This is a genomic window from Tumidithrix elongata BACA0141 (assembly GCF_036349135.1).
Taxonomy (GTDB): domain Bacteria; phylum Cyanobacteriota; class Cyanobacteriia; order Pseudanabaenales; family Pseudanabaenaceae; genus Tumidithrix; species Tumidithrix elongata.
The window spans coordinates 1-23044 of the sequence record NZ_JAZBJZ010000086.1; the positions used below are offsets into that span (position 1 = coordinate 1).

The following is a 23044-nucleotide window of genomic DNA, read 5'->3' on the forward strand; positions in this document are numbered from 1 at the left end:
GCTAATGCTGAAGAGACTTGCAGCCACTTCTTAAGATCTCAAATGGGTTCTATACAGGCGGTTCATGAACTTCAAGATGGCTCTCGACTTGCGATAACAATTGCTAAGTGGTTGCCGCCTAGTGGTCTGGACATTAATGGTAAGGGAGTTGCTCCTAATACTGAATGCATTATGGATAAATCCAGATGGGAAGAACTTATAAGGCTAAAGCAGAATGCTACATCTGCTGACCTACAGTATGTCAAGGCTCTAGAAGTTTTGAAGTCTAAAATATTTGAGACCTCTTCTCCAATACAATGCTCTGTTAATCAAGTCTCTTGGCTTCAATGGTCTGAATTAAACGCAGTGTTCTTTTTAGAGTTGGCAAAGCAAGTTCCCAACAATTTACTTACCTCAAAGCCTTGCTATCAATGGATTTCTTCTCTTTTGCAGCAATTTTCTCTTCTAAATCATTATTAGCATAATGAATTGAATCTACGTTACTATGCAGAGAGAAGTATCTCTCCTGTATCAAATTGGAGCGATGTATAACGAGCAAAACATTACCCAACAGATTGAGGAACATCAGCAAATAACTGATGTTCCTCAGAGCAACCCTAAGAATTTTTTATTCAAAAGAGTTCGCAGTTGACCATCCAATGAATTCCAAAGTGTTATTTTGTTCGCAGGACAGCCTATTTAAAGAGTGGGAAGAAAGCTTACTTCCTATAGATAGAAGGATTTCCCGAATTCAAGTTATTTATGAACTGTGCGTGGCTTTGGTGTGGCAGATTGTAGGAAATTTAAACCGATACGCAGTGGCGATCTGTGCTTTTTATTTAGTTTGCGAAGAATTTGCGTAACTTCCATCATCTCTGCTTTCTTTGTCTGCTGTCGCAAATCCTGCGAAGTTGAATGGTGATTTTTGCGAGAATTTGCACTGCTGCTAGGTCGTTTGGGATAGGCAAGACAGATAGAGTGGCTTTCGATCATGCTAGGTAATTGAGGCTGCCGCTGCAAATATCTCGCCATAAACTGAGCATCATTCAAATAGTCACCAATACCAAATTGCGCGGCAGCATTCACAAAAGCATTGATCATGGCGCGATCGGGGTTGCACTCAAGATGGCGGGACACATCCAAACCTAGAGAATCACGTTGGTTAAATGAAAAATTGTTTGACTGATTTGCCAGTTGATAGGCTTTATCGCTTCCCGTGGCTTCGCGGGTAACTCCAGCGACCGTTAACATGCACCGTACCGTGATGTAGCCTGAAACTGCTATGGGGTCAGAATAACTAACTTGCCACTCAGGGCAAATGCGATCGAGGCGATCGCGAATCTTTTGCCAAGGAATATAGAACCACTTCGTACCACAGTCACTAATACATTCTTGATGATCGCTCACAGGAAAAGGCTGTTTGAGGTCTGAGATAATTTGCTGGATTCGCATGGTAAAGCCCTAGTAATGATGTCTCATAGATTGCTCAGCCATTCATTAAGGTGTCGTCCAAAGTGTTACCCAAATGCACGAAAAATACCCTAGTAAATAACCATTTGATTATTGTACATAAATCAAACGATTTTGGCTAGAGTAAATTTCGTTGTGTGTTTTTAAGGCATGGGCAATCTGCGATCGCCTAGACTTTCCCCCCTCACAGAGAAGCAGAGAAGCTATCTATCTACGCGCTAAAAGTTGCTGTCTGATTTGAACGAGGTTTCCGCCTCTTTCCAAAACACTAACCCAATAGCGGAGCCCAGCAGGATCGGCGGGTCGTCGCAAAATTTCTACATAGAGCTGATTGATGCGTTCGAGGGCTTCAGGACTGTCAGCAATTTGCTTACGGATATTCAACAGGGAAGTACCACCATTTGCGGCTCTTAACCAACCTTGCAAGCCTGATGGATCTGCATCTCGTCCTAAAACATCACGATAGATTTGGTTGATTTGACGCTCGGCTACGCGTTGTCCGCCATTATTGTAGCCACCGTTGTTGTAGCCACCGTTGTTATAGCCACCATTGTTGTAACCGCCATTGTTATAGCCGCCATTGTTATAGCCACCGTTGTTGTAGCCGCCATTGTTGTAGTTATCGTCTGAGTCAACTCTTTGCCCACAAACAATTTGACCAGCATCCGTGCGAACGCAGACTCTCTTGTCAGATCTGTCGGCAAAAGCAGGAGTTGCTGCGGCTAAGGTTGTGGCTATTCCGATCGCCGCGATCGAACTAATTTTCATAAGATTCATATTCTTGACCTCTTCAGGCTTCCTGATTGTGTGTGAGTGAAATAATGAGCCAATCAGTTATAGGACATCATCTGCATATCGTTCAGTTGGGCGTTTTGACCTTCAACTTTTTGGCTTCACCGTTGTGAAGGAGCGAGTCAACTCAGCAAAACCCTGATATGATAATTTGATTGGTGTACATCTATCAAACATTGGCTACATTGTATGGGACGTGGTGGGAAACGAGAAGGTTCCGGTCGCCCTAAGGGGAGCGGTAAATATGGCGAACAAACTAAAGCTGTACGCTTGCCAGTCAGTAAGCTGGAACTTTTGCCTGAGTTGCTTAAGATGGCATCCACTCCAACAGAGCCAGATCAAACAGTTACAAATGCAACTACCGAGAACGATAAAACGGTAGATATGCGATCGCATGTGAGGCGAAATGCGAAAACGAGAACGCCAGAAATTAGTCCTGAAATTGGCACAATTGTAGAAGATATCTTCAGCCCAGATTGCACGACGCGATATAGACTCCCGCTTTACATGAATCCAGTATCGGCTGGTTCACCCGCGTTTACGGAAGATTACGTAGAAGGAAAACTCGATCTCAACCGCCATCTAGTCAGGCATCCCGCTGCTACGTTTATCGTAAGAGTAACGGGGGATTCCATGATTGACGCGGGAATTCATCCTGGGGATATGCTGATTGTCGATCGCTCGCTTGAAGCTGTAGATGGCAAGGTTGTGATTGCGGTTGTGGATGGAGAACTCACGGTCAAGCGCATTAGTTTAGATGCCAACCGACTATTCCTATTACCACACAACACTAACTACCAGCCCCTAAAAATTTCCCCTGAAATGGATTTCTTTGTTTGGGGTGTGGTTACGAATGTGATTCATCCACTCTAGAATTTACAGATTGAATTTGAATATTGATTAAGTATTTTGAAGTTTTATAGAAGTTTTATATTCAAGAATCAACTTTTTTAACAACAAAAATACATGATATTTCTACGATATCTGGCTTATGCTGTAAGTGTGGCATGAAGGAGTGGGTAATTAAGGGGGGAATCAAGATAAATTTTTAGCCCATTACTAAGATTTGGAGAGGGTTTATGTCTATTCCAAGCCTCACTTTTCATCCTAAAATGAGCAACCCAAAAACTGAGTTGGGTTGGTGGATCGAAATTTTTTCTGCTCAGCCTCCCTGCTTATATTTCTTTGGTGCTTTCGATAGTGCTGAAGAAGCTGAAGCATTGCAAGATGGTTTCGTCCAGGATCTGATCCACGAAGGTGCTCAAGGCATTGCGGTCAGGCTGCAATGGTGTCAACCTCAAGAGCTAACCGTGACCGAGCAATCGCAGATGCTAGATTTTGAGGAATTTCCGCCCGGTGTCACGTTGGTTTGAGCAAACTTCGCCACAAAGCTGATTATCTATCTCAGGATCTTTTTTAGCCAAAAGATAGGATTTGTGCGTGCTTTTCTCTACATATAAGCAAGCATTTTGAAGTGGTCGAGAGCCTCAATAATTCCCCATCCATACGGCGATCGCGCTAGGTAGTGTTGAGAGAGGCGATGAGATTGATGCCAATCGAGCAGTTCTTTTTGAGAATTGCTAAGCATTACGCCAAGGGTTTGTTGTTCAAACAAGCTGATGTCGTTGCCAGAGCTTCCGCATACCAGGGTCGCATCTATGGAAAGCTCTAATTTAGATCGCAAATAGTTAACAGCATTTCCCTTGCCACCGTTGACGGGCAAAATGTCTAGGTCGCGATTGCTGCTAAAAGCTATTTGTGCGGGCAACCCCACATTGGTCAATAGGTTACGAATGGACTCAACCGCTGCGGCATTATGACTAGATTCGACATAGTAACTCAGTTTCCAAAGATTTTGTTCGCTGGGTGGTTGCAAAGATAGATCGGGAAAAGATTTGAGTAGGTTAGCGATCGCGGTACGTTGCCAGTTTTTGGTTAGACGCTCTGCCCATTCGCGATCGAGCCCGTCTTGACCGTAAATTTCACTGCCCACACCCGTGATGAGATAATCTGGCTCTAAGAGCCAATCCCCTGTCATTTTCTGAAAGCTACGAGTCAGATCTTTAACCGAGAGCATCGATCGCCCCGTTGCATAGATCAGGCAAAACCGTTTGCGGTAGGGAATTAGCTTTTGATAAAGTGCGATCGTTGCTCGGTTATCCCCAATCAATGCGTTGTCTAGGTCTGTTACAAGTAAAAATCTCATGTTGGTCTAGTCTACGTTTGCCAAGCTTTGCGAAAAATCAGTCCAGACGATCTTTCTCACTTAAAAGGCATCTTAAACATAACTATATCGGTTTGACGTAAATTCTTGGAGGGCTACTTGGCTGGGATTTGGGGATGCATGGATGACAATATTTGCCAACGATCGCGATCGCTGGCTCCAATGTTTAGATTGTGAAACGATATAGGGGGTAAATGGCTGAAAATCTGCTTGAGGAATTGGCACAGCGATCGCTTCCGTGACTCTCTTGTTTGCTGTTTACGGTGCTTGGCAAGTGAGCAACTTCGCTTGGGGATAGGTACTTTGTAGTTGCTTCTGCCGTTCTAGATTAAAGCGTCCGTAGGTATTGAGCGATCGCACGACATCTGGGGCAGGAACTCCAGACAGAACATCTTGCCCGAGGTCGCCAAAAACAATGACTTGTTTGATTTGCAGATCGCGATTTTGGTGTTGCTGGTAAAGCTCGTCATAGTTCTGAGAGATTTTTTGCCACTTATCCTGCGGACAAAAACTGCGATCGATTAGAACGGTAATTTGCGATGGAGGGAGGGCAAAAGCGATCGCACCACCAACAATTCCAAATCCCAACCATCCCAGTCCAAGGGTAGTAGCGAGTTTGCGATTGAGTTTATTCATAGGTTTAAAACTGGGTTTAAAGATTGGTTTGAAAGATTTCTTTAAGCAAATTCTGTACGTTTTGTGGCGTGCCAACCTGCACTGTAGACTCGCGCAAAGCAGCGATCGCTGAAAGTTCGCTCTGATTTACCTCTCCATAGGCGATCGGATAAATGCGAACATCGCTAAACTTCATCGCCTCTTTCACATCCTCAAACTTTAAGCCCGTAGTCACTTCTCCATCGGTGAGCAATAACAAACGAAAAAGCCCTGATGTATCTGCCTTATGCCGTTCCATCAGTGGGGCTAAACCTGCGATCGCACCGTCATAAAGAGCGGTACTGCCATCTGCACTCAGAGAATCGATCGCCGCTAATAGGCGTTGATGTTGCAAGGTGTCAAAGGGGGCAAGGTTGACGACATTTTTAACGCGATCGCTAAAGGTAATTAATCCAACTTGATTGCCAGCGTTGATTTCTTTGGTGGCAATGCGTAAGCCTTCTTTCACCGCATTGATGCGGGCTCCATTCATCGAACCACTGGTATCGATTACCAGCATCATATACACTGTGCGACCGCCATCCTTACGCTTTTTCCAAAACGAGAGAGCATTTTTTAAAACTTCGCCAGAGGTAAGAGAGGGCAGATCGTTGCGCTTAATATGCTCCAAGATCGAGGGTTCCGACAGAGCCAACTTTTGCATGGGTTCTGACTTAGCAAATTCTGCAAACTTTTGCAACCCTTCCTGTTGTTCGGCTGTATTCCACTCAAACCCAACTAAGGGGGCATTATGAGGCATCCCAAAGGGAACATAGGCAACTTGGTCAAAGCCAGGTAGTTTTTTTAATGAAGCATAAGCCACGCCATCTAGGGGAAAGGCTTGCATCTTTTGCTGGTCGCGGATGAAAATTTCTTTTAACTCAAGCGTTGTCACTGATGTTGTGACGACCTGTTTCTGAAATGCATCAAAGACAGAGCTGACTTGCGGCACTTGTAAGTCTTGAACGGTAAGCGGTTGCTTGTCGCGATTGTGTCCCGCCGCTTGCCAGAGAATTGTATAAAGCAAGTTTAGAGCAGTGGAACTAGAATAGGGGTTGGGATAGCCAATCGAAAGTTTACCCGTTGTAATTGCATCCAACAGGCGATCGAAGGTCACCGCACCTCCCTTTGATAGTTCTTGATAGATATCGCCTCTAAGCACAAAGCCTGCACCATTGGGTTGCAGTACGTTCGTAATTGTTTTGGGTGTAATACCATCACTTTTGAGAATCTCTATCCAAAGTTCGGCTGAGGGCGTATATGCCGCTGGTTTGACCGTTTTGGATGCGATCAGCCTTTCGCCCAAGCCTGAAGCAACATTCCGAACTCCAACGCGGATGATTTGACCAGAACTCGTCGTCACATTCTTAGCATTAAAAGCCTCGGCGACATCTACTAACCAGCGTTCGTCTTGCTTTAAGGCATTGGCTTTTTCAGCAGAGCTATAAATCTCAACATAGACACTTTTAGGATCGTTGCTAGGTTGGGCTCCATAGAGTGGAAAACTCTCAAGTTTCGGCAGTGGTTCTTGAATGTTATTGGGCGTGTATCTAGCGGCGACCACATCAGAAATTAGGGCTTGCTCGATTTTGACTTTTGGAAGGAAATAGTCTTGTACGGCTTTGTAAGCAGAGTCAAAAGAATCGACTTTAGGCGCACCACAGGCAACTAAACTAAGGCAAAGCCCGATCGCAAACCAAAGCGACCACTTGATTTTGAGATGATTTAGGAAGCGATCGCGCAGTTTATTCATACTTCTACTACTTGTTTTGATCTCCATATATCTTTCCTCTCTAGTTTTTATTCAATTTAAAATAAATTTGTGAAAATCAATCGTCAAAATTAGGTATTCACTGTGAATTATCAATTGTTTTATAGGATTCAAGTCCTAAGAAAGAACAGATCGAATTGGCGATTTCATGAACTTCATCTGCTGAAATTTCAGATCCCTCAAAATATATTGAAAGTAATAAAGAATGCATTTCATCATAGATATGGATCTTATAAACAGGCTTGACATCTATCTGAAGGTCTTTATTTGTTATTTCTTTTTCTTTTTCCAAATAAATTTCCTTGATTCTTTGAAGCGAAATTTCAAACAAGAGATCCCTATTGTAAGTTCTCAAAATGCTTAACTTTGCGCTTTCATTGTCAAAAATGTAAGTTTTTGCATTTAGCTTATATCCAATCAGAATGGCTAAGCACAAAAATATTAAGGTATATATAAAAGTTGTGGTAATTATTATATAGTGCGAATGCGAAAATGAAGACAAGAAGCTGAAATCTGATAATTTTTTAGTTTGAATTACAACTTCAGATTGAGTTTTATCTTCCAAAAAGCTTCTTAATTTCTCCTGTTGCAGACTAAGTAAGTCAGGCGAGGTATAAATAGTAATTTCCTCTTTTTCAGTTATAAGTACTAATAAATCATCCCTAACAACATATCTAGAAACACCATTAGGTTCTCTATCACTAATAATACTAGTAGATTTTCTGTCAACCTTAATTAATCTTCCATATTTAGAATTGATTGCTTTCTCTACATTTCCAAATAGACTAGTGCCAGTTAAGGAGCAGCTAACTTCATCTGTAGTACGATTGCAAATCAACTTTGAAGAGTTCAAAGATTTTGCTATTAAGCGAGACTCATCTATAAAAGAAATAGGTAGATTAATTGCTAGATTGATGCCACAAGATGCATCTGTAACAAGCAAGAAAACAATGGCAGCAAGTATATATCCAGTAGGATAAGAGATGTGAATAATGAGCTTTTGGGCACTATAACTAATATTTTTGGAGGATGCAGAAGACATAGTAAATTTCTCCCTTTTACTTACTTTTCATTTGCTTGCAATGTGATTTTGTTCGTATCGATCGCCAACCTTAGCTGTGCGGGAAGTTCTACTTTGAGATTTGAAGTATTGCGATCTAATGACAGTAAAAGAACTTGATCTTGTAAGTTTTGTAAAAGTTCGTGAGTTGCTTGGAGGCGATCGTAACTCGCTTGTAGTCGTCTTTGTGCCAAGACTCGATAGTTCTCAGACCTAACTTGACTTGCCGCCGCGATCGCATCGGTAACTTGTTCTGCCAGTGCCAAAACCGTATCCAAGGTTTCTAAAACTTCCACGGTTAGATCTGGCTCTTTTTCAACAATTTGTTCGGCAAAGGTGTGGGTCTCTTTTGCCCAGGCTTTTGCCCTGCGCCACTGCATGCCAGTAGCCAAAGATGTGCGCTCTAATGCTTCCAGTTTCGAGCCAAACACTTCGCGATCGAGCAAGTTATTTTCATTCAACCAAGCAAATTCTTGTTTGACTTGCCACGACCAAGCGCCAAACACGATCGCTGCGATCGCGCCACCACTGGCTAGGACAATCGGACGCGGACGCAATAGAGCGATAAAACAGGTCAACCCAATGGCTGTGCCAGCCAGTAATATATAGGTTTGCGGCAATCGGAATAACCTTTTCCTTTTCATCGGACTCTCTCTGTTTTTTGTAGGATTCGGGGCGATCGCGATCGGCATAGGATTAGAAGGTGGATTATTTCTGTCAAGATTTGAAGTATTAACTTGAGGTGGATTGAAATTCCCTATAGGGGGTGGCGGAACATCAATTGCTGGTTGAATTGGTGGTTTCTCAGGTTCTGGAATTGACCATTTTAGAGGTATTTCTGCGGGGTTTTGACAGATGATAGGTAGCCAAGTCGCACAGGGAAACTGGTCTTCGATTCCTTGTAGTCGCTCTCTAGCGCGGCGCACCGATAAATAGCAAGAAGTCCCACTTGAGAAAGCTTCTAAAAAGTGACGTAAAAACTGCTGTGCTACCAGATCGGGAATGGGTTCGCGCATGACAATCACCTGTGGAATATGTAGGTCAAACAGCGATCGCGCCAAGCCCAACCCATCACAGGAGTTAAAAATTGCCAATCTCAGCCCATTGGTCACCGCTGTTCTGAGCGCATAACGCAACTGTTCCATGCGTAAGCTCTCAGTCTCGTTGATATAGATGCGCCCGATATCTTGTTGGGTATCACTATGTCCCGCAAAAAAGAGAATATCCCAATGTTGCTGCCATAGTTCATCATTCAGTTGCTGTCGCTTGGGTTCGACTAAAAACGTTACTTCGGCATTGGGTAACTGTTCTAGCATGGCGCGATCGCTGCTTACGTCAATACCCTCACTATTTCCAAGAATCACCAAAATGCGGATTTTATCGGACTTTCGGGCTACGGGTTCGACACTGGAGTAGGATGGTGCGGCGATCGCAATTTCTGCTTTGTGGTAGCGGCGATCGAATAAGTCCCATAGGTGCCAGGGCATTCGCTGCAAATAGGAATTTCCTGATTGCAAAAGTACGCGCACTTCATCCATTCGCTGGATATTATCGGAAAGAAGTTCCCTCGCAGGTAAAAAAGACGGGGATTGCAGCCATTGGTTGAGCTTTTCCGTTAGTTTCTCCGCAGTATCGTAGCAATCTTCAATAAAGGAAACATGGGTAACTGCATTTTCAGCCGCAAACAGTCGGGAGGGAAGTTCCATGCTCAAATATAACGCTTGCCAAGCATCATATAGTTGCGGTAGCTCTGTAAAAGGTGGCAAACTCGCAGAAATTTCTGACGACGGGTGCGCTCCTTCCTCGCCGATCTGAATTGTCACCGTAAAGCCCTGTTCAAAATTACCGTCACTAAATTTGAGGGTTACTAGCTTCCCCATACTGGCGATCGCTCCATCGAAATACCTACAAACACATCATGCACATTTCCTTTAGGATTGTCACTAAGCCACCTCCACAAAGTTAGAAAAGTATGGTGATTACCTATACCTAGCTCTGGCGATCGCGGGGTTATGCAGTTAAAAGTGCCATTGATTTGGCACTTACTCAGTCATCATTGGTTTGTAGGGGATTTACGCTATTATTTACAAAACTTAATTGAAACCCTAATTGCAGCCCCGATCGCGATCGGGGCTGCAAGGAATTTACACGAACAGAAGATTTTGTGATTTAGGTTGAATGGTTTTGCTGAAGAGAAGACAGATCGAGGGATTCTATATTTTGGAAAAAGCCCAATAGTCTATTCGCGATATGGGCAACACCCCCTTTTACATTAGATTCGATATTTAAGGGAATAACGGGGTCATGGAGTGATAGGCGTAATAGAAGCCAACCATCTTCGGTTGCTGATGGGCAAGAGATTCGCACGCCTTCATAGTTATGGGGGACAATTTTCCAGTCTGGCTGACTTGAGGCAAATGCTTGGAGTTTCTCAATGACGCGATCGCCGTGGGACTTGAAATCCTCCACACCGATTTTGATGCGAAACTCTTCGCTCTCAACGGGTTCCTTTAAATTTGCGATTAAATCTGTTAAGGATTTGCCTGCCAGTTTTGACTTTGCCAGTTCGATTAAGAGTTTGCTCACCAAATAAGCGCCATCATCGAGAAAGTAATTTTCTTTTAGGGCTGCATGTCCAGAGGTTTCAATTGCCAACCAAGATTCCTGCCCAGCTTGATTGAGGCGAATGGATTCGTTAATTACATTTTTATAGCCGCGTTTAAAGCGATGATGCACTCCTTGTAAATCCTGCTCGATAAATTGTGTCAAGCCATCCGAGGTAATGGAATCCGTTACAATTGTGGAACCAGGATGTTCCTGTAAAACGATTGCAGCAATGAGAACGATTAATCGATTGCGATTGAGTTCGTTGCCTGAGCGATCGACGGCAGCACTGCGATCGACATCCGTATCAAAAATAATACCAAAATCAGCTTGGTGGTGAATGACTGCTTGGCAAATGGATGCCATTGCTGCTTTATCTTCAGGATTGGGTACGTGATTGGGAAAGGTTCCATCGGGGTCTAAAAACTGACTTCCAGTGGTATCGGCTCCTAACGGTACTAACACGCGATCGGCATAGAATCCACCTGCACCATTGCCAGCATCGACAATGATTTTTAATCCTTTTAGAGGCTGCTCGTAATTGTCGGGATGATTCACCGCAGCACGAATTTGTTGGACAAATTGGTTGGCATATACAGAAATGAAATCTTGGGTGGTAATGACTCCCGTAGCTGTGGAGAGTTCAAAGTCTTGCTTCGCAGCTAGGGTTAGAATATCGGTAATATCTTTTTTCTCTAAGCCCCCTTGAGCGGTGAAAAACTTTAAGCCGTTGCGATTAAAGGGGAGATGACTGGCGGTGAGCATAATCGCACCATCGCAATTAAAGCCAGTGGTAATCGTACTCATAAACATGGCAGGAGTCGAAGCCATCCCAAAATCATAGACCTGACTACCGACGGAGGTAATGCCATCGATTACGGCTTGCATCAGCGCGGGGCCAGAGAGACGGCTGTCACGCCCTACGGAAATCGTTAATTCTGAAGTGGTTTTACTAACTTTTTGCGTTAGCCAGATTGCAAAGGCTTGCCCCAATATTTTGGCGACCTCAGGGGTGAGGTTAACCTGTTCGTCGGGAACCCCTTCGAGGGCGATACCGCGAATATCTGAGCCATTTTGAAGCTTTTTCCAGTTAAAGTCTTGCATCATAATTCTTTGGATCGTTAAGGTTCGCCTTTGATATAACCAACTAATACCAAATTCAGTTGATACCCCGCAACCAGAGCAACACTACAAATCAAAGAAAAACAATACACATTTTCATTTCTGCCGTACTTTTTTGTAAATTCCACAGATTAGGCTTTCCAACTCTATTGTTGCCCCAAATCTTGTTGAACGATCATATTGCGATTAAACCCTCTCCGGCTGACTGAACAGCTCTTTGAATTTGTAGCAATGGAACCTGATGCTGTCGTGCCAATTGAGCGCAGTCCTCATACTCAGGGTGAACCGTGTAAATGTCGCTGCGTTGAGTGATTTTTACCCTTGCTCTCCCATACTCTGTATCCACCCAGCGAATTTCTCTCGGTAAAATCGTACGTTCTTGCAAGCGATGGCGAATCCCCAGTGTTGTGGTTTCTCGAAAGAGAACTTGTTCGCAGATTTGGGCGCGATCGCTTGGGCAGATCGCAGTTAACAACAACCCCGTGCGAGATTTTTTCATACCCACCGCTTGGGTAAACACATCCAACGCCCCATGATGCAAAAGTTGCTCCATTACATAGGCAACCACTTGGGGGCTGAGATCGTCTACTTGGGTTTCAAGGACAGCAACGACCTCAAGCTGCTGTGGAGATTGGACTGCATAGGGTTGGGAAACTATTTTAAGGATTTTTTTTTATCCTGTTTATGCTTGTGCTTTTTATCTTTATGCTTTTCCCCTCGATCCTGAACATTTGAAAGCGAATCTTCTCCCTCGCCAATCCACAGGCGCACAATATTGGGAATCGCTAAATCTCGCGTACCTGCCCCTAAGCCTACTTTCTTGATTCTGAGATTGGGAATCTTACCAAAGGACTCGCAAAGCGAAACCGCGATCGCTGCGCCAGTCGGTGTCACCAGTTCCTTTTCAATGCCATTGCTAAATACGGGGACTTGATGCAGTTCCCAAAGCTTTAAAACCGCAGGCGCAGGCACGGGCATTCGACCATGTTCGCATTTTACAAAGCCACCACCCGTAGGCAATGCCGAACAGAATAACTGGTCTATGCCCAGCCAATCTAACCCTGCACAAGTGCAAACAATATCGACGATCGCATCCAAAGCCCCCACCTCATGAAAATGCACCTGTTCGGGGGCAATGCCATGCACTTTACCCTCCGCGATCGCCAAACGCCGAAAAATACGCAAACTCCAAAATTCCACCTTGAGCGGTAAATTTGCCTCCCGAATCATGGTTTCGATTTCTGGTAAATGTCGATGATGAGTGTGGGCATCATGGCTGGTATTGCGATCCTGTGAGCGATCGTGAGGATGCTCGTGGTCATGATCTGAAGAATGCTCGTGGGTGTGTTTGTGGGCAGGATCGTGGGAATGGTCGGGTTCTGGTGGGGCTGATTCCTCTGGCAACGCCTCGCGATCGGGATTCATGCTGTTGTCGTCGGGTATTAACTCAACATGTACCTTCGTTGCCTCTTGACCGCAGCGAAGCACTAGCTCAGATCGGATCTTAACTTTTTGACTCAACCCTAAGCGATCGATGACTAGGTTGAGGTAATCGATCGGAACCCCAGCACTGACCAGTGCCCCCAAACACATATCCCCTGCAATTCCGGCATGACAATCCCAATATGCAATGTTTGACATAATTCCTGACTACTGAGCACTGATATGATTATCGCTGTTGACTGCGATCGCATAAATCAAATATAAGGCCATGAAATATAAGGCAAAAGTTTTTGTTACCCTACGACCATCCGTACTCGATCCCGCTGGCACTGCGGTGCAATCGGCGCTGACCCAAATGAGCTACAACGTCGAGTCTGTCCGCATCGGTAAGTATGTGGAAATGGTTTTAGATGCTACCGATGAGTCTGAGGCAAGCGATCGGCTCCATCAAGCCTGCGACCAATTACTCGCCAATCCCGTCATTGAAAATTATCGTTTCGAGTTGGTGGAGGCATTATAATGGTTACCTTACAGGCAAAGAACTTAACTTTGGAAGATGTTCAAACCTTTTTTGGGTTCCAGGAGCAATTTGATGGCTCGTTTGGCGATCTACTGTCTTTACAACCCCTGACAGAATTTGAGCAACGAGAACTGACCCAAATTAGAGATGATTTTCGACACTATGTTACAAGTGGCAAGGTTTCTGAAGGGCAGGTAAAGTTTTTAGTAATCGCGCCGTTGATGAAGTTGGCTGGTTTTTATAAATCACCATTGGCAATTTCTTTGGAAGAAGACATAGCCGAAATCGAAATTACCGATCTAGATACGACCATCAAGGGCAGGATGGATATTCTCGCTGTTAAGAAAGCGCTCTCTAAAGCCGAGGCTGCTTTTTGGGTTTTGGTCATTGAGGCTAAAAACAGTGAAATTGCGGCATTAACAGGTTTGCCACAACTACTTACCTATGCTTACAAAAGCTTAGAAAATCAACCCACGGTATGGGGATTGACGACGAATGGAGTCACCTATCAGTTTGTCTATCTCAGTCAGGGCAATCCGCCCATCTATCAATTACTGCCAGATTTAAGCTTGATTAATTCCGAGCGATCGCTGCAATTACTTCAAGTTCTCAAAGCGATTTGCGCGCTGATTGCAGCTTAGTCCAAACTGACATGAATTATAGGCTGTGCGGCGCTCTCTAATTGCGAAACATTCACCCAACAGGCAACTCAATGATAAATTCTGTGCCTTTGTTTGACTCAGACTGAAAATATAACTTACCCTGATGTTTTTCAACCACGATCTGATAGCTGATCGAAAGCCCCAAGCCTGTGCCTTGACCGACAGGTTTGGTGGTAAAAAAGGGGTCAAATAGTCGGCTTTGTGCTGCTTGAGGAATGGCGATGCCGTTATTGGCAATCCGAATTACAACGGAGGGAATGGAGACGTTCGATCGCATCTCGGTGCGGATCGTAATCGTGCTAGGCTCGGCTTCGGTTTGGATTTCTTGAATTTCTTGAATTTCTGGCGCGATCGCTTGCTGTTGCTGCTTTTCCTCTAGCGCGTCGATCGCATTACTGAGAATATTCATAAACACTTGATTGATCTGCCCTGCGAGGCAAGTCACTTGGGGCAAATTGCCATATTCCTTAATCACCGTAATCTCCTTTTGATCGCCGTAGGGTTTAAAGCGATTTTGCAAAATCATTAAGGTGCTGTCGATACCTTCATGGATATCGAAGGGCTTTTTGCCATCATGATCCGATCGCGAGAAATTTCTTAAGGACGAAACAATCTGCCGAATCCGATCGGCTCCCCCACGCATAGAGGCAAGCATTTTGGGTAAGTCGCTCAACAAAAACTCTAGATCGATCTGCGCCATTGCCTGCTGAATTTCTGGCTCAGGTGTGGGGTAATGTTTCTGGTAAAGCGTAATTAGCTCAAAAAGGCTCTGGACATAGCGGCTGGCATGGTTGAGATTGCCATGAATGAAATTTACAGGGTTATTGATCTCATGGGCAATGCCCGCCACAAGTTGCCCCAAGCTGGACATTTTTTCGTTTTGGATGAGTTGCGCCTGCGTATGTTTGAGATTGGCAAGGGCAGTTTCCAGTTGTTGTGCCTGAGCATGGGCAGAGATGGCATTGGTGCGCAGTTCTTTTTCGGTGCGGCGACGTTCCCACTGCTCGATACTAAGCGACACAATATCGGCGATCGAGTGGGCAAAGTTTTGTTCTTCTAGGGCGTAGGCACGAGTCGGGTCGGGATGTTCGTAGATAATCATGCCCACTTTTTGCCCATCTAACCTTAGGGGAATGTCTAATCTGGCGGATTCTCTAAAGGTTGGTGTTGGGGTAATCGAGGTATCTACGTAATCTGGGATGAAAGGTAAGCGATCGCTAGACAAATTCCCTTCTGGTCGGATGAGTAGCTGAATGGCTTCGATAAAATCGGCATTCTTGGGATCGGCTTCCCTTCCTAACTCTTTGCCTAATTCTCTCTCTAACTCCACGCCCGAAGCATGGGAACGGTTACTGCTTTGATAAAGATCGAGACACCAGATTTTGGTACGGTTGTTTTTATAGAGCCAAATGCTGACGCGATCGCATTCGATCGTGCGGGTCGCGGTTTCTAGGATGACGCGCAGGGTGGCTTTAAGATCGTCATAGAGGAGGGCACGATGTTTTGTCAGTTCTAAAAGTGCCTGCTGTTGCTTGCGTAGCCTCATCCCACTAAGTTGCAGCGCGGCTTCTGCCCGTTTGCGATCGGTAATATCATGCGCCACAATCATGAGATATTCCACCTGACCTTGGGGATCGCGAATCACGCTACCTGAAGATTCGAGAATGCGCCAAGAGCCATCTTTATGCTGCATGCGATATTCCAAAACCTTACCAACTCCAGTGGCAAGCGTGGACTGAGCCACCTCTACAACCTTGGCTTGATCGTCGGGATGAATTTTGTCATAAGCCCATGTTTCCTGAAGTTCTGAAGCCGAGTAGCCCAGTAAAGTGCTGTAGGAAGGGCTGTTATAGATGCGATAGCCCTGGGGATCGATCACGGCAATCAGATCGGAGGCATTTTCTGCGATCAGCCGAAACAAGCGATCGCGTGGAAGCTTATCCAGTTCTGTAGAAATATTACCGTTTGGATCTGTCATAGTTTTTCAAGAATTCTATCCCCCTGCCCGATTAGAAGTCAGCTTGGGCTAGAAAAAGGAGGCATTCTTTCTCTAAAAGAGCTACTTTCTATACACATTTCCACTAACCGCAAAGGTTCGATCCCCCTGCCCTATCGGGCATCCCCCTTACAAAAGGGGACTCAATTCTTCTCCCCCCTTTTGTAAGGGGGGCTGGGGGGGATCAAGCCCCTAAGCGCATCACAACCGTTAGATACACTGTAGCCATTTTAAGGGGAGTTTTGGGAATCACCCCGCAGGTATGGGGTTCAGATGTTAGCTGAGCTTGTCGATCGCAGCTTTAACACCTGCACCGGGGGTAAACCCGGTATAGCCTAGTTGCTGCAAGGTTGCCTCGATCGCACTAACCGCCGTCAAGATATCGCGATCGCTGACAAAGCCCAGATGTCCAATGCGGAAGATTTTGCCAGACAGGTGATCCTGTCCGCCTGCTAGGACGATATCAAAATTCTTTTTGATTACGGAGCGAATTTTCTCAGCATCCAAGCCTTCAGGGGGGACGACCGCCGTAATTGAATGACTGGCACTGGCATCATCGGCAAGTAGTCCCAAACCCAGAGCCTTCGCTGCGGCACGGGCAGCATTGCGATGGCGCAGGTGACGCGCAAAGATACTTTCCAGCCCTTCTTTTTGCATCATCCCTAGGGAGACTTGCAATGCCATCACCATATTCACCGAAGTTGTAAATGGCGTAGAGTTTTTGGCTGCATCCTTTCTGGCTTTGCCCAAGTCCAGATAGTAGCGAGGCAGATTGGCGGTTTTGTAGGCTTCCCAAGCTTTAGGCCCAACGGCAACGAAGCCAAGTCCGGGAGGAATCATATAGCCCTTTTGCGAACCTGATGCTACGACATCCAGAGCCAAGGCATCAATCGGCACGTTCATCGCACCCAGGCTGGTGACGGCATCCACAATAATTAAGGCTTTGCCATGGGCTTTAACATGGCTGTTAATCGTTTCTAGATCGTTCATTACCCCTGTTGAGGTTTCGCTATGGGTAATGATGACAGCTTTAATTTCCTTGTTGGTATCTGCCTCTAGCTTGGCACGAAATACCTCTGGGTCTAAAGCTTTGCCCCATTCGGCTTTGACGCGCTCAGCGTTGATTCCATAGGCATCGCAGACATCGCCCCAACGTTCGCCAAATTTGCCATTGTCGCCTACGAGCACGCGATCGCCTTTGCTCAAAAAGTTCACGATTGCGGCTTCCATTGCGCCAGTACCGCTTGCCGTTAAAATCAGAACATCATTTTCGGTTTGATGAATCCATTTTAGTTTTGCGGTGACATCTGCCATCACTTTACTAAAATCACCACTGCGGTGTCCGATCGGTGATTTTGCCAGAGCCAAGAGCGCCTGTTCGGGAACAGGGGTTGGTCCGGGAATCATCAACATTAATTTGTCTTCCATGTCGCCACTTTTCTCAATCTAGTCCTAACATTTTAAGCGCTATTGTTCGACTGCTCGTATGCATCAGCGCGATCCCCAAGTTATTGCAGTTAAAAAGCCTGTTTGAAAGCCTTATGGAGACTTGGATTTCAAGATTATAAATTCACTATTTCGATCTGTAAATTGCGGTCAGATTCAAAAATTCCTCAAGTTAATTGTTGAATTTTCAGGAAATGGTGTAGATTAGCTCGCAGATAGATTAGGGCTAGAAGTCAAGATTTTGGGGCTTGGATCGCCTTGTGATGAATCGCAAGGCAAACAATAAAAAACCAAAATCTGGGAACTTTGCCCTCAAATTTTCGGACTATAGGGAACTATGAGGCAAAGTTATCTGTTTTTTTCAGTTTTAGCAGCTTTGGTGGTGATTTCTCCGCTTTCAGTTTTGCTTGCTCAAGCGCAAACTCAAAAGCCCCACGATCGCACGGTGAATCGTCAAATCATTAGCCAGAAACCATCGGAAACCCCCGATCAGCTTTTAGAACGGGGAAATGCCTACGTGCGATTGGGGAATCTAGAAGGGGCGATCGCTTCGTTTCAAGCGGCAATTAAGCTCAATCCAAATCTAACCGCTGCCCATTATAATTTAGGACTTGCTCAAGCCCAAGTAGGACAAACGCAACAGGCAATTTACTCTTTTCAACGGGCAGCAAGACTCGATCCAAAATTTGCGATGGCCTATAGCAATTTAGGGGCGGCTTTGTTACAGGGTGGCAAGGTACCTCAAGCGATCGCTTCGCTCAAACGGGCAATTCAACTCGAACCCAAACTGGCGATCGCCTACTACAACCTCGGACTAGCGCTCAAAGAACAAAAAGATTTTAATGGCGCGATCGCCAACCTCCAGCAGTCCATTCGTCTCAATCCGCAGTCCCCCGAATCCTATTACAACCTCGGATTGATCGTGCAAGGTAAGGGCGATCTGACCAAAGCGATCGCCCTCTATGAGCAGGCGCTCAAGCTCGATCCAAACTATCCAGAGGCATACTACAACCTAGGCGCAGCTTTCTTGTTGCAAGGAAATACCGATCGGGCGATCGTGGAGCTACAAAAAGCCACAGCACTCAGAAAAGGCTATGCCGATGCTTTCTACACTCTTGGCATCGCCCAAGCAAAATTAGGGCAAAAGCAAGAGGCAATTCAGTCTTTTACCCAAGCAAAAATGTTTTTTAATCAGCAAAAAAATACGCAATGGGCGAACATTAGCGAACAACAAATTCAGCGATTAAAGTAGAAAGCACTTACATCTTTAACAGAACGCCAAGAACTTATAAAGTTTAAGACTCCTGTATCTCCATCGATTGAGAGATATAGCAATCGTGAGGTAAATTAGGACTCTGTTGTGGATACTTACCGCAAGGCTTTAAAAAAAGCTAATAGTTAATAGCTGAATGCTAACCGCTATAATTGCGAGCATTTCAAAGACAACTTCGCGCAAGTTTTGAACCCTTTCGCCCAGAATTCGCTGGACTTTTGCTTTTAGTCCGTAACTTATCATTAAGGCTATCTTACGGACTAAAAAGCATAGCAAGCTATATTTAAAAGATTTAGACTAGTTGGAAACTATTGACCAACAGGCTGGGTGTTAGCACCGCAAGCAGGCTGAGCTGTAGCGTTACCAGTTGGAGCAGTGGCAACAGCAAGCCCTGGAGCATTCGCTTCACAAAGAATTGCAAGACTGGTGACGTCACTGCTTGCAGCTACTTGAGAAAGTGAAACTAGACCTGCATAGGATCTGATCGCAACTACAGTAGACTGACCATTGGTAAGAGCTGTCGTATTGGTTGTACCAGTACCATTGGCTACGGAGTTGTAACTGTAGTTGCTTGTCGTATTTTTGATGCCAACGCCTAAAACATCGATGTTAGGACCAAACTTGCTCTTTTCGGTAAAGTAGGCTTGTTGACCTTTATTAAGCGATCCAACATAGGTTCTGGCTTCAGATTGCTTAGCTTTGTTAGCTTGGTTAAGGAAGGATGGAAGTGCGATCGCGGCTAGAATACCGATGATGATGATCACGACGAGCAGTTCGATCAGGGTAAAGCCCTTTTCAGAATCTTTATTACTGAGAAGGTGTTGTAGCAGTTTTGCTTTGAATTCAGATTTCATGATTTTGTCCCGTGCCTGTTAAGAGTGGTTACATTTCAACCGCTAATACAACTTACCCTCTTTTTTTGAGTTTCGATCTTTTTATCCTATTTTTTGATTAGTTTTATCCTATTTTTTGATTAGCCTAAATATGATTGTTTACAAATCACGTCTAACCTAGGCTATCCATTAGATGCGATTGATGGTTCTCAGTTATAGCAATCCTAATAAAAGATGTTTCGCCTTGTAATCTCAGTCTACCGACGGTTTCAATATTTTTGCCTTGCCGTTCTGATGGTTGTGGCGATCGCTGCTTGCGGTCAAAATACAGCTCAGCCGATTGCTTCCGATGCGCTTCCAGATTTCAAGCAGGGCGTTCCCATTGGTATTGCCTTTTCTCAGACTAGTAACATGGCTTTGCTCGGTCAGGAATCAGTCAATGGCGCGAAGATTGCTGACACCTATTTCAATGGCAAAGGTGGCGTTGATGGCATGCTTGTGAAGCTGATTTTTCAAGATGTCGGTGGTGATGAGGTAGGGGCGATCAATGCATTTCAGACGTTGATCAATAAAGAGAAAGTCGTCGGTATTGTGGGACCTTCGTCATCTCAGCAAGCCTTTAGCGCTGACCCGATCGCCGAACGTGCCAAGGTTCCTACGATCGGAGCCTCGAATACGGCAAAGGGAATTCCACAGATTGGGGAATATATAGCCCGCGTTTCTGCACCGATTTCTGTCGTGGCTCCCACTGCGGTTAAAGCCGCCATTAAGATCGATCCTCAGATTCGTAGAGTGGCAGTTTTTTACGCCCAAAATGACGCTTTCACTACTTCCGAAACAGAGATTTTTCAGGCAGCAGTGAAAGCAAATGGTTTGGAATTGGTCACCGTTCAGAAATTTCAAACCAGCGATACGGATTTTCAAGCCCAAGCAAGTAATGCGCTTAATTTAAATCCTAATTTGATGATAATTTCAGGATTGGCGGCAGATGGGGGCAACCTTGTGAGGCAAATCCGCGAACTGGGCTATAAAGGACTGATTATCGGTGGCAATGGCTTGAATACTTCCAATATCTTTGCAGTTTGCAAAGCCCTCTGCGATCGCCTGTTGATTGCCCAAGCCTACAGTCCTGGTTTCCCAAGCGATATCAACCAGACTTTTCGTACTCTCTATCAAAACCAATACAAAAAAGATCCGCCGCAATTTAGCGCCCAAGCTTTTACCGCCATACAGGTTTTTGTGGAAGCTTTACAAGAACTAAATCGCACCCATAAAATCGCGCAGATGCCGCTACCCGAACTGCGTAGGTTGCTCAATCAGCAAATCCTTGCGGGTAAATACAACACACCGTTAGGGGAAATTGGCTTTACACCAGAAGGTGAGATCGTGCAAAAAAGCTTCTATGTGGCGCAAATTAAAATGGAAAGTGGCGATCGCGGTAAGTTTGTGTTCTTAGCAGAGTAGAAAACAGGAGAAAGTATGGTGACGACGAAATCTCAAAGGGCATTGGCTGGATTGCAAACCTTTTTAACCACTCCACTTGACGAGTTGTTGCAGTCCGTTGACGAAGTTGCCAAACCAGTGCTGGATTTATTCCATGCAGCGGCTACGGAAGTTCCCGCCTATCGAGAATTTTTAGCCGCCCACCATATCGATCGCAGCGAAATTACAGACCTAGAGGCATTTCGCTCCCTACCCTTAATGACAAAGGATAACTATCTCAGATGTTATCCCCTCGATCGCCTGTGCTATGGTGGCAGCCTCGATCGCTGCGATATGGTGGCGGTTTCTTCGGGTTCCACGGGTAAACCTTCCTTCTTCCCTCGCTTTGTTACCGATGAATTGCAGGTTGCTACGCGGTTCGAGCAGATTTTCCACGATAGTTTTGCAGCGGATCGGAAAAGTACGCTTGCGGTGATTTGCTTTACCTTAGGGAATTGGGTGGGGGGGATGTATACCACTGCCTGTTGCCGTCATCTCGCTAGTAAAAACTATCCGATTACCGTTGTTACGCCTGGTAATCACAAAGATGAAATCTTTCGCGTCGTCCAAGAGCTAGGCGACTATTTCGAGCAGGTCGTACTTCTCGGCTATCCACCCTTTCTCAAAGACATTATCGATACGGGGATTGCCAAAGGAATCGCATGGCAGAAGTATCAGATCAAGTTCGTACTTGCAGGGGAAGTATTTAGCGAAGAATGGCGCAATTTAGTGGGAGAACGGAGCGGAGCAGTTAATCCTTGCTATGACTTCGCTTCTATGTTCGGTACAGCCGACGCAGGTGTGTTAGGGAATGAAACGCCTTTAAGTATCTGCATTCGTAGGTTCCTTTCCGAGCATCCCGATGCTGCCCGCGCTCTATTCGGCGAATCGCGCTTGCCGACTCTCGTACAGTACGATCCGCGCGATCGCTATTTTGAGACTGTGGATGGCACTTTGTTATTTTCAGGGAATAATGGCATTCCCTTATTGCGCTATCACATTGCCGATGAGGGCGGCGTTATTCCCTATGCCGATATGCAACGGTTTCTGGCTGAGTGGGGATTCGATCCTGCGCTCCATCTACAGGATCGCGGTATGCGTCCCTTGCCCTTTGTCTATGTGTTTGGGCGATCGCACTTTACGGTCTCTTATTTCGGCGCGAACATTTATCCTGAGAATGTCACGGTCGGCTTAGAGCAACCTGCGATTAAAGATTGGGTGACTGGAAAGTTTGTTTTGCAGGTAAAACAAGATCCAGATCGCAATCCTTTTTTACAAATCGTCGTAGAGATGGCTCCGAGTATTGAGGCTAGTGCTGATAAGGTAGAAGCGATCGCAAAGGCAATCCAAGCTCAATTATTACGATTAAATGGTGAATTTGCTAATTACGTACCTGCGAACCAACAAATGCCCCGCGTGATGCTCAGCCCTGCTGGCGATCCTGAATATTTTCCCATAGGTGTAAAACATCGCTATACCCGCCAGTCTTAAATTGTTGAGGGTAAACGCAAACTAGTAAAATAAAAGTACTCGTCCTCAGTGATGTAGGACGTTCTGCGATCTAAAACGCATTCTGTTTCGGTCTGTGGTTCGATCTTCTATTTTATGGGAAATCTATCCTAAAAAATTACGCTTTAGATTCGGTTAAGTGAGAGAGCATGCTAAGTACAGGACAAAAGATTGAGAGCATTAGAAAAGGCATCAGCGTTGAGT

Annotated in this window: 21 protein-coding genes and 1 pseudogene; 9 read left to right on the plus strand and 13 right to left on the minus strand. The window is 45.2% G+C overall.

The window, feature by feature from the left end:
• Positions 1-459, plus strand: a 459-nt coding sequence (locus tag V2H45_RS18040; protein WP_330485061.1) for a S41 family peptidase, incomplete at its 5' end; no start/stop codon positions are given.
• A gap of 276 nt (positions 460-735) precedes the next feature.
• Here V2H45_RS18040 and V2H45_RS18045 read toward each other — a convergent pair.
• Together V2H45_RS18045 and V2H45_RS18050 are read right to left on the minus strand one after the other, a co-directional pair.
• Positions 736-1431, minus strand: a complete 696-nt coding sequence (locus V2H45_RS18045) for a hypothetical protein (RefSeq protein WP_330485062.1) — start codon at positions 1429-1431, stop codon at positions 736-738.
• 225 nt (positions 1432-1656) lie between these two features.
• Positions 1657-2226: a DUF4214 domain-containing protein gene (locus V2H45_RS18050; protein WP_330485063.1), complete on the minus strand. Its 570-nt coding sequence runs from the start codon at positions 2224-2226 to the stop codon at positions 1657-1659.
• 204 nt (positions 2227-2430) lie between these two features.
• Here V2H45_RS18050 and V2H45_RS18055 point away from each other — a divergent pair, with 204 nt between their 5' ends.
• Positions 2431-3114 (plus strand): LexA family protein, encoded by a 684-nt coding sequence (locus V2H45_RS18055; RefSeq protein WP_330485064.1) that lies wholly within the window; start codon positions 2431-2433, stop codon positions 3112-3114.
• A 206-nt stretch (positions 3115-3320) separates the two neighbouring features.
• Positions 3321-3614, plus strand: coding sequence for a DUF1816 domain-containing protein (locus V2H45_RS18060; protein WP_330485065.1), 294 nt, complete (start codon positions 3321-3323; stop codon positions 3612-3614).
• A 77-nt stretch (positions 3615-3691) separates the two neighbouring features.
• Here V2H45_RS18060 and V2H45_RS18065 read toward each other — a convergent pair whose 3' ends face one another.
• The 6 genes from V2H45_RS18065 to V2H45_RS18090 all read right to left on the minus strand — a co-directional run bounded on the left by V2H45_RS18065 (position 3692) and on the right by V2H45_RS18090 (position 9830).
• Positions 3692-4447, minus strand: coding sequence for a sucrose-phosphate phosphatase (locus tag V2H45_RS18065; protein ID WP_330485066.1), 756 nt, complete (start codon positions 4445-4447; stop codon positions 3692-3694).
• 72 nt (positions 4448-4519) lie between these two features.
• Positions 4520-4690 carry a hypothetical protein gene (locus V2H45_RS18070; protein ID WP_330485067.1) on the minus strand — a complete coding sequence of 57 codons (171 nt, stop codon included), beginning with the start codon at positions 4688-4690 and terminating at the stop codon, positions 4520-4522.
• A 33-nt stretch (positions 4691-4723) separates the two neighbouring features.
• Positions 4724-5101 carry a hypothetical protein gene (locus V2H45_RS18075; protein WP_330485068.1) on the minus strand — a complete coding sequence of 126 codons (378 nt, stop codon included), beginning with the start codon at positions 5099-5101 and terminating at the stop codon, positions 4724-4726.
• 16 nt (positions 5102-5117) lie between these two features.
• Positions 5118-6899: a VWA domain-containing protein gene (locus V2H45_RS18080; RefSeq protein WP_330485069.1), complete on the minus strand. Its 1782-nt coding sequence runs from the start codon at positions 6897-6899 to the stop codon at positions 5118-5120.
• A 70-nt stretch (positions 6900-6969) separates the two neighbouring features.
• Positions 6970-7932: a hypothetical protein gene (locus V2H45_RS18085; protein ID WP_330485070.1), complete on the minus strand. Its 963-nt coding sequence runs from the start codon at positions 7930-7932 to the stop codon at positions 6970-6972.
• 20 nt (positions 7933-7952) lie between these two features.
• Entirely contained in the window at positions 7953-9830 is a 1878-nt protein-coding gene (locus V2H45_RS18090; protein ID WP_330485071.1) for a CHAT domain-containing protein, read from the minus strand.
• A gap of 132 nt (positions 9831-9962) precedes the next feature.
• On the opposite strand from V2H45_RS18090, the gene V2H45_RS18095 reads away from it, so the two are divergent.
• Positions 9963-10118 (plus strand): hypothetical protein, encoded by a 156-nt coding sequence (locus V2H45_RS18095; protein WP_330485072.1) that lies wholly within the window; start codon positions 9963-9965, stop codon positions 10116-10118.
• A 1-nt stretch (position 10119) separates the two neighbouring features.
• Here the strand turns inward: V2H45_RS18095 and V2H45_RS18100 are convergent, their stop codons facing one another.
• Positions 10120-11658, minus strand: coding sequence for a phosphomannomutase/phosphoglucomutase (locus V2H45_RS18100; protein WP_408648822.1), 1539 nt, complete (start codon positions 11656-11658; stop codon positions 10120-10122).
• Positions 11659-11851: 193 nt separating this feature from the next.
• A pseudogene (larC, locus tag V2H45_RS18110) lies at positions 11852-13317 on the minus strand (nickel pincer cofactor biosynthesis protein LarC).
• Positions 13318-13387: 70 nt separating this feature from the next.
• On the opposite strand from larC, the gene purS reads away from it, so the two are divergent.
• Both purS and V2H45_RS18120 read left to right on the plus strand, forming a co-directional pair.
• Positions 13388-13639 (plus strand): phosphoribosylformylglycinamidine synthase subunit PurS, encoded by a 252-nt coding sequence (gene purS / locus V2H45_RS18115; protein WP_330485075.1) that lies wholly within the window; start codon positions 13388-13390, stop codon positions 13637-13639.
• Entirely contained in the window at positions 13639-14280 is a 642-nt protein-coding gene (locus V2H45_RS18120) for a restriction endonuclease subunit R (protein ID WP_330485076.1), read from the plus strand. The genes purS and V2H45_RS18120 overlap by 1 nt, the downstream gene beginning before the upstream one ends.
• Before the next feature lie 52 nt (positions 14281-14332).
• Here the strand turns inward: V2H45_RS18120 and V2H45_RS18125 are convergent, their stop codons facing one another.
• Together V2H45_RS18125 and V2H45_RS18130 are read right to left on the minus strand one after the other, a co-directional pair.
• Positions 14333-16279 (minus strand): PAS domain-containing sensor histidine kinase, encoded by a 1947-nt coding sequence (locus V2H45_RS18125; RefSeq protein ID WP_330485077.1) that lies wholly within the window; start codon positions 16277-16279, stop codon positions 14333-14335.
• Positions 16280-16573: 294 nt separating this feature from the next.
• On the minus strand, positions 16574-17725 hold the full coding sequence (locus tag V2H45_RS18130; protein WP_330485078.1) for a pyridoxal-phosphate-dependent aminotransferase family protein: 1152 nt from the start codon (positions 17723-17725) through the stop codon (positions 16574-16576).
• Positions 17726-18080: 355 nt separating this feature from the next.
• Here V2H45_RS18130 and V2H45_RS18135 point away from each other — a divergent pair, with 355 nt between their 5' ends.
• The gene (locus tag V2H45_RS18135) at positions 18081-18995 is read left to right on the plus strand and encodes a tetratricopeptide repeat protein (RefSeq protein ID WP_330485079.1); all 915 of its coding nucleotides are present in this window, start codon (positions 18081-18083) and stop codon (positions 18993-18995) included.
• 329 nt (positions 18996-19324) lie between these two features.
• Here V2H45_RS18135 and V2H45_RS18140 read toward each other — a convergent pair whose 3' ends face one another.
• Positions 19325-19870, minus strand: a complete 546-nt coding sequence (locus V2H45_RS18140) for a type IV pilin-like G/H family protein (protein ID WP_330485080.1) — start codon at positions 19868-19870, stop codon at positions 19325-19327.
• A 273-nt stretch (positions 19871-20143) separates the two neighbouring features.
• On the opposite strand from V2H45_RS18140, the gene V2H45_RS18145 reads away from it, so the two are divergent.
• Positions 20144-21313, plus strand: a complete 1170-nt coding sequence (locus V2H45_RS18145; RefSeq protein ID WP_408648823.1) for an ABC transporter substrate-binding protein — start codon at positions 20144-20146, stop codon at positions 21311-21313.
• A 15-nt stretch (positions 21314-21328) separates the two neighbouring features.
• The gene (locus V2H45_RS18150) at positions 21329-22822 is read left to right on the plus strand and encodes a phenylacetate--CoA ligase family protein (protein ID WP_330485082.1); all 1494 of its coding nucleotides are present in this window, start codon (positions 21329-21331) and stop codon (positions 22820-22822) included.
• Positions 22823-23044 lie beyond the last annotated feature (222 nt).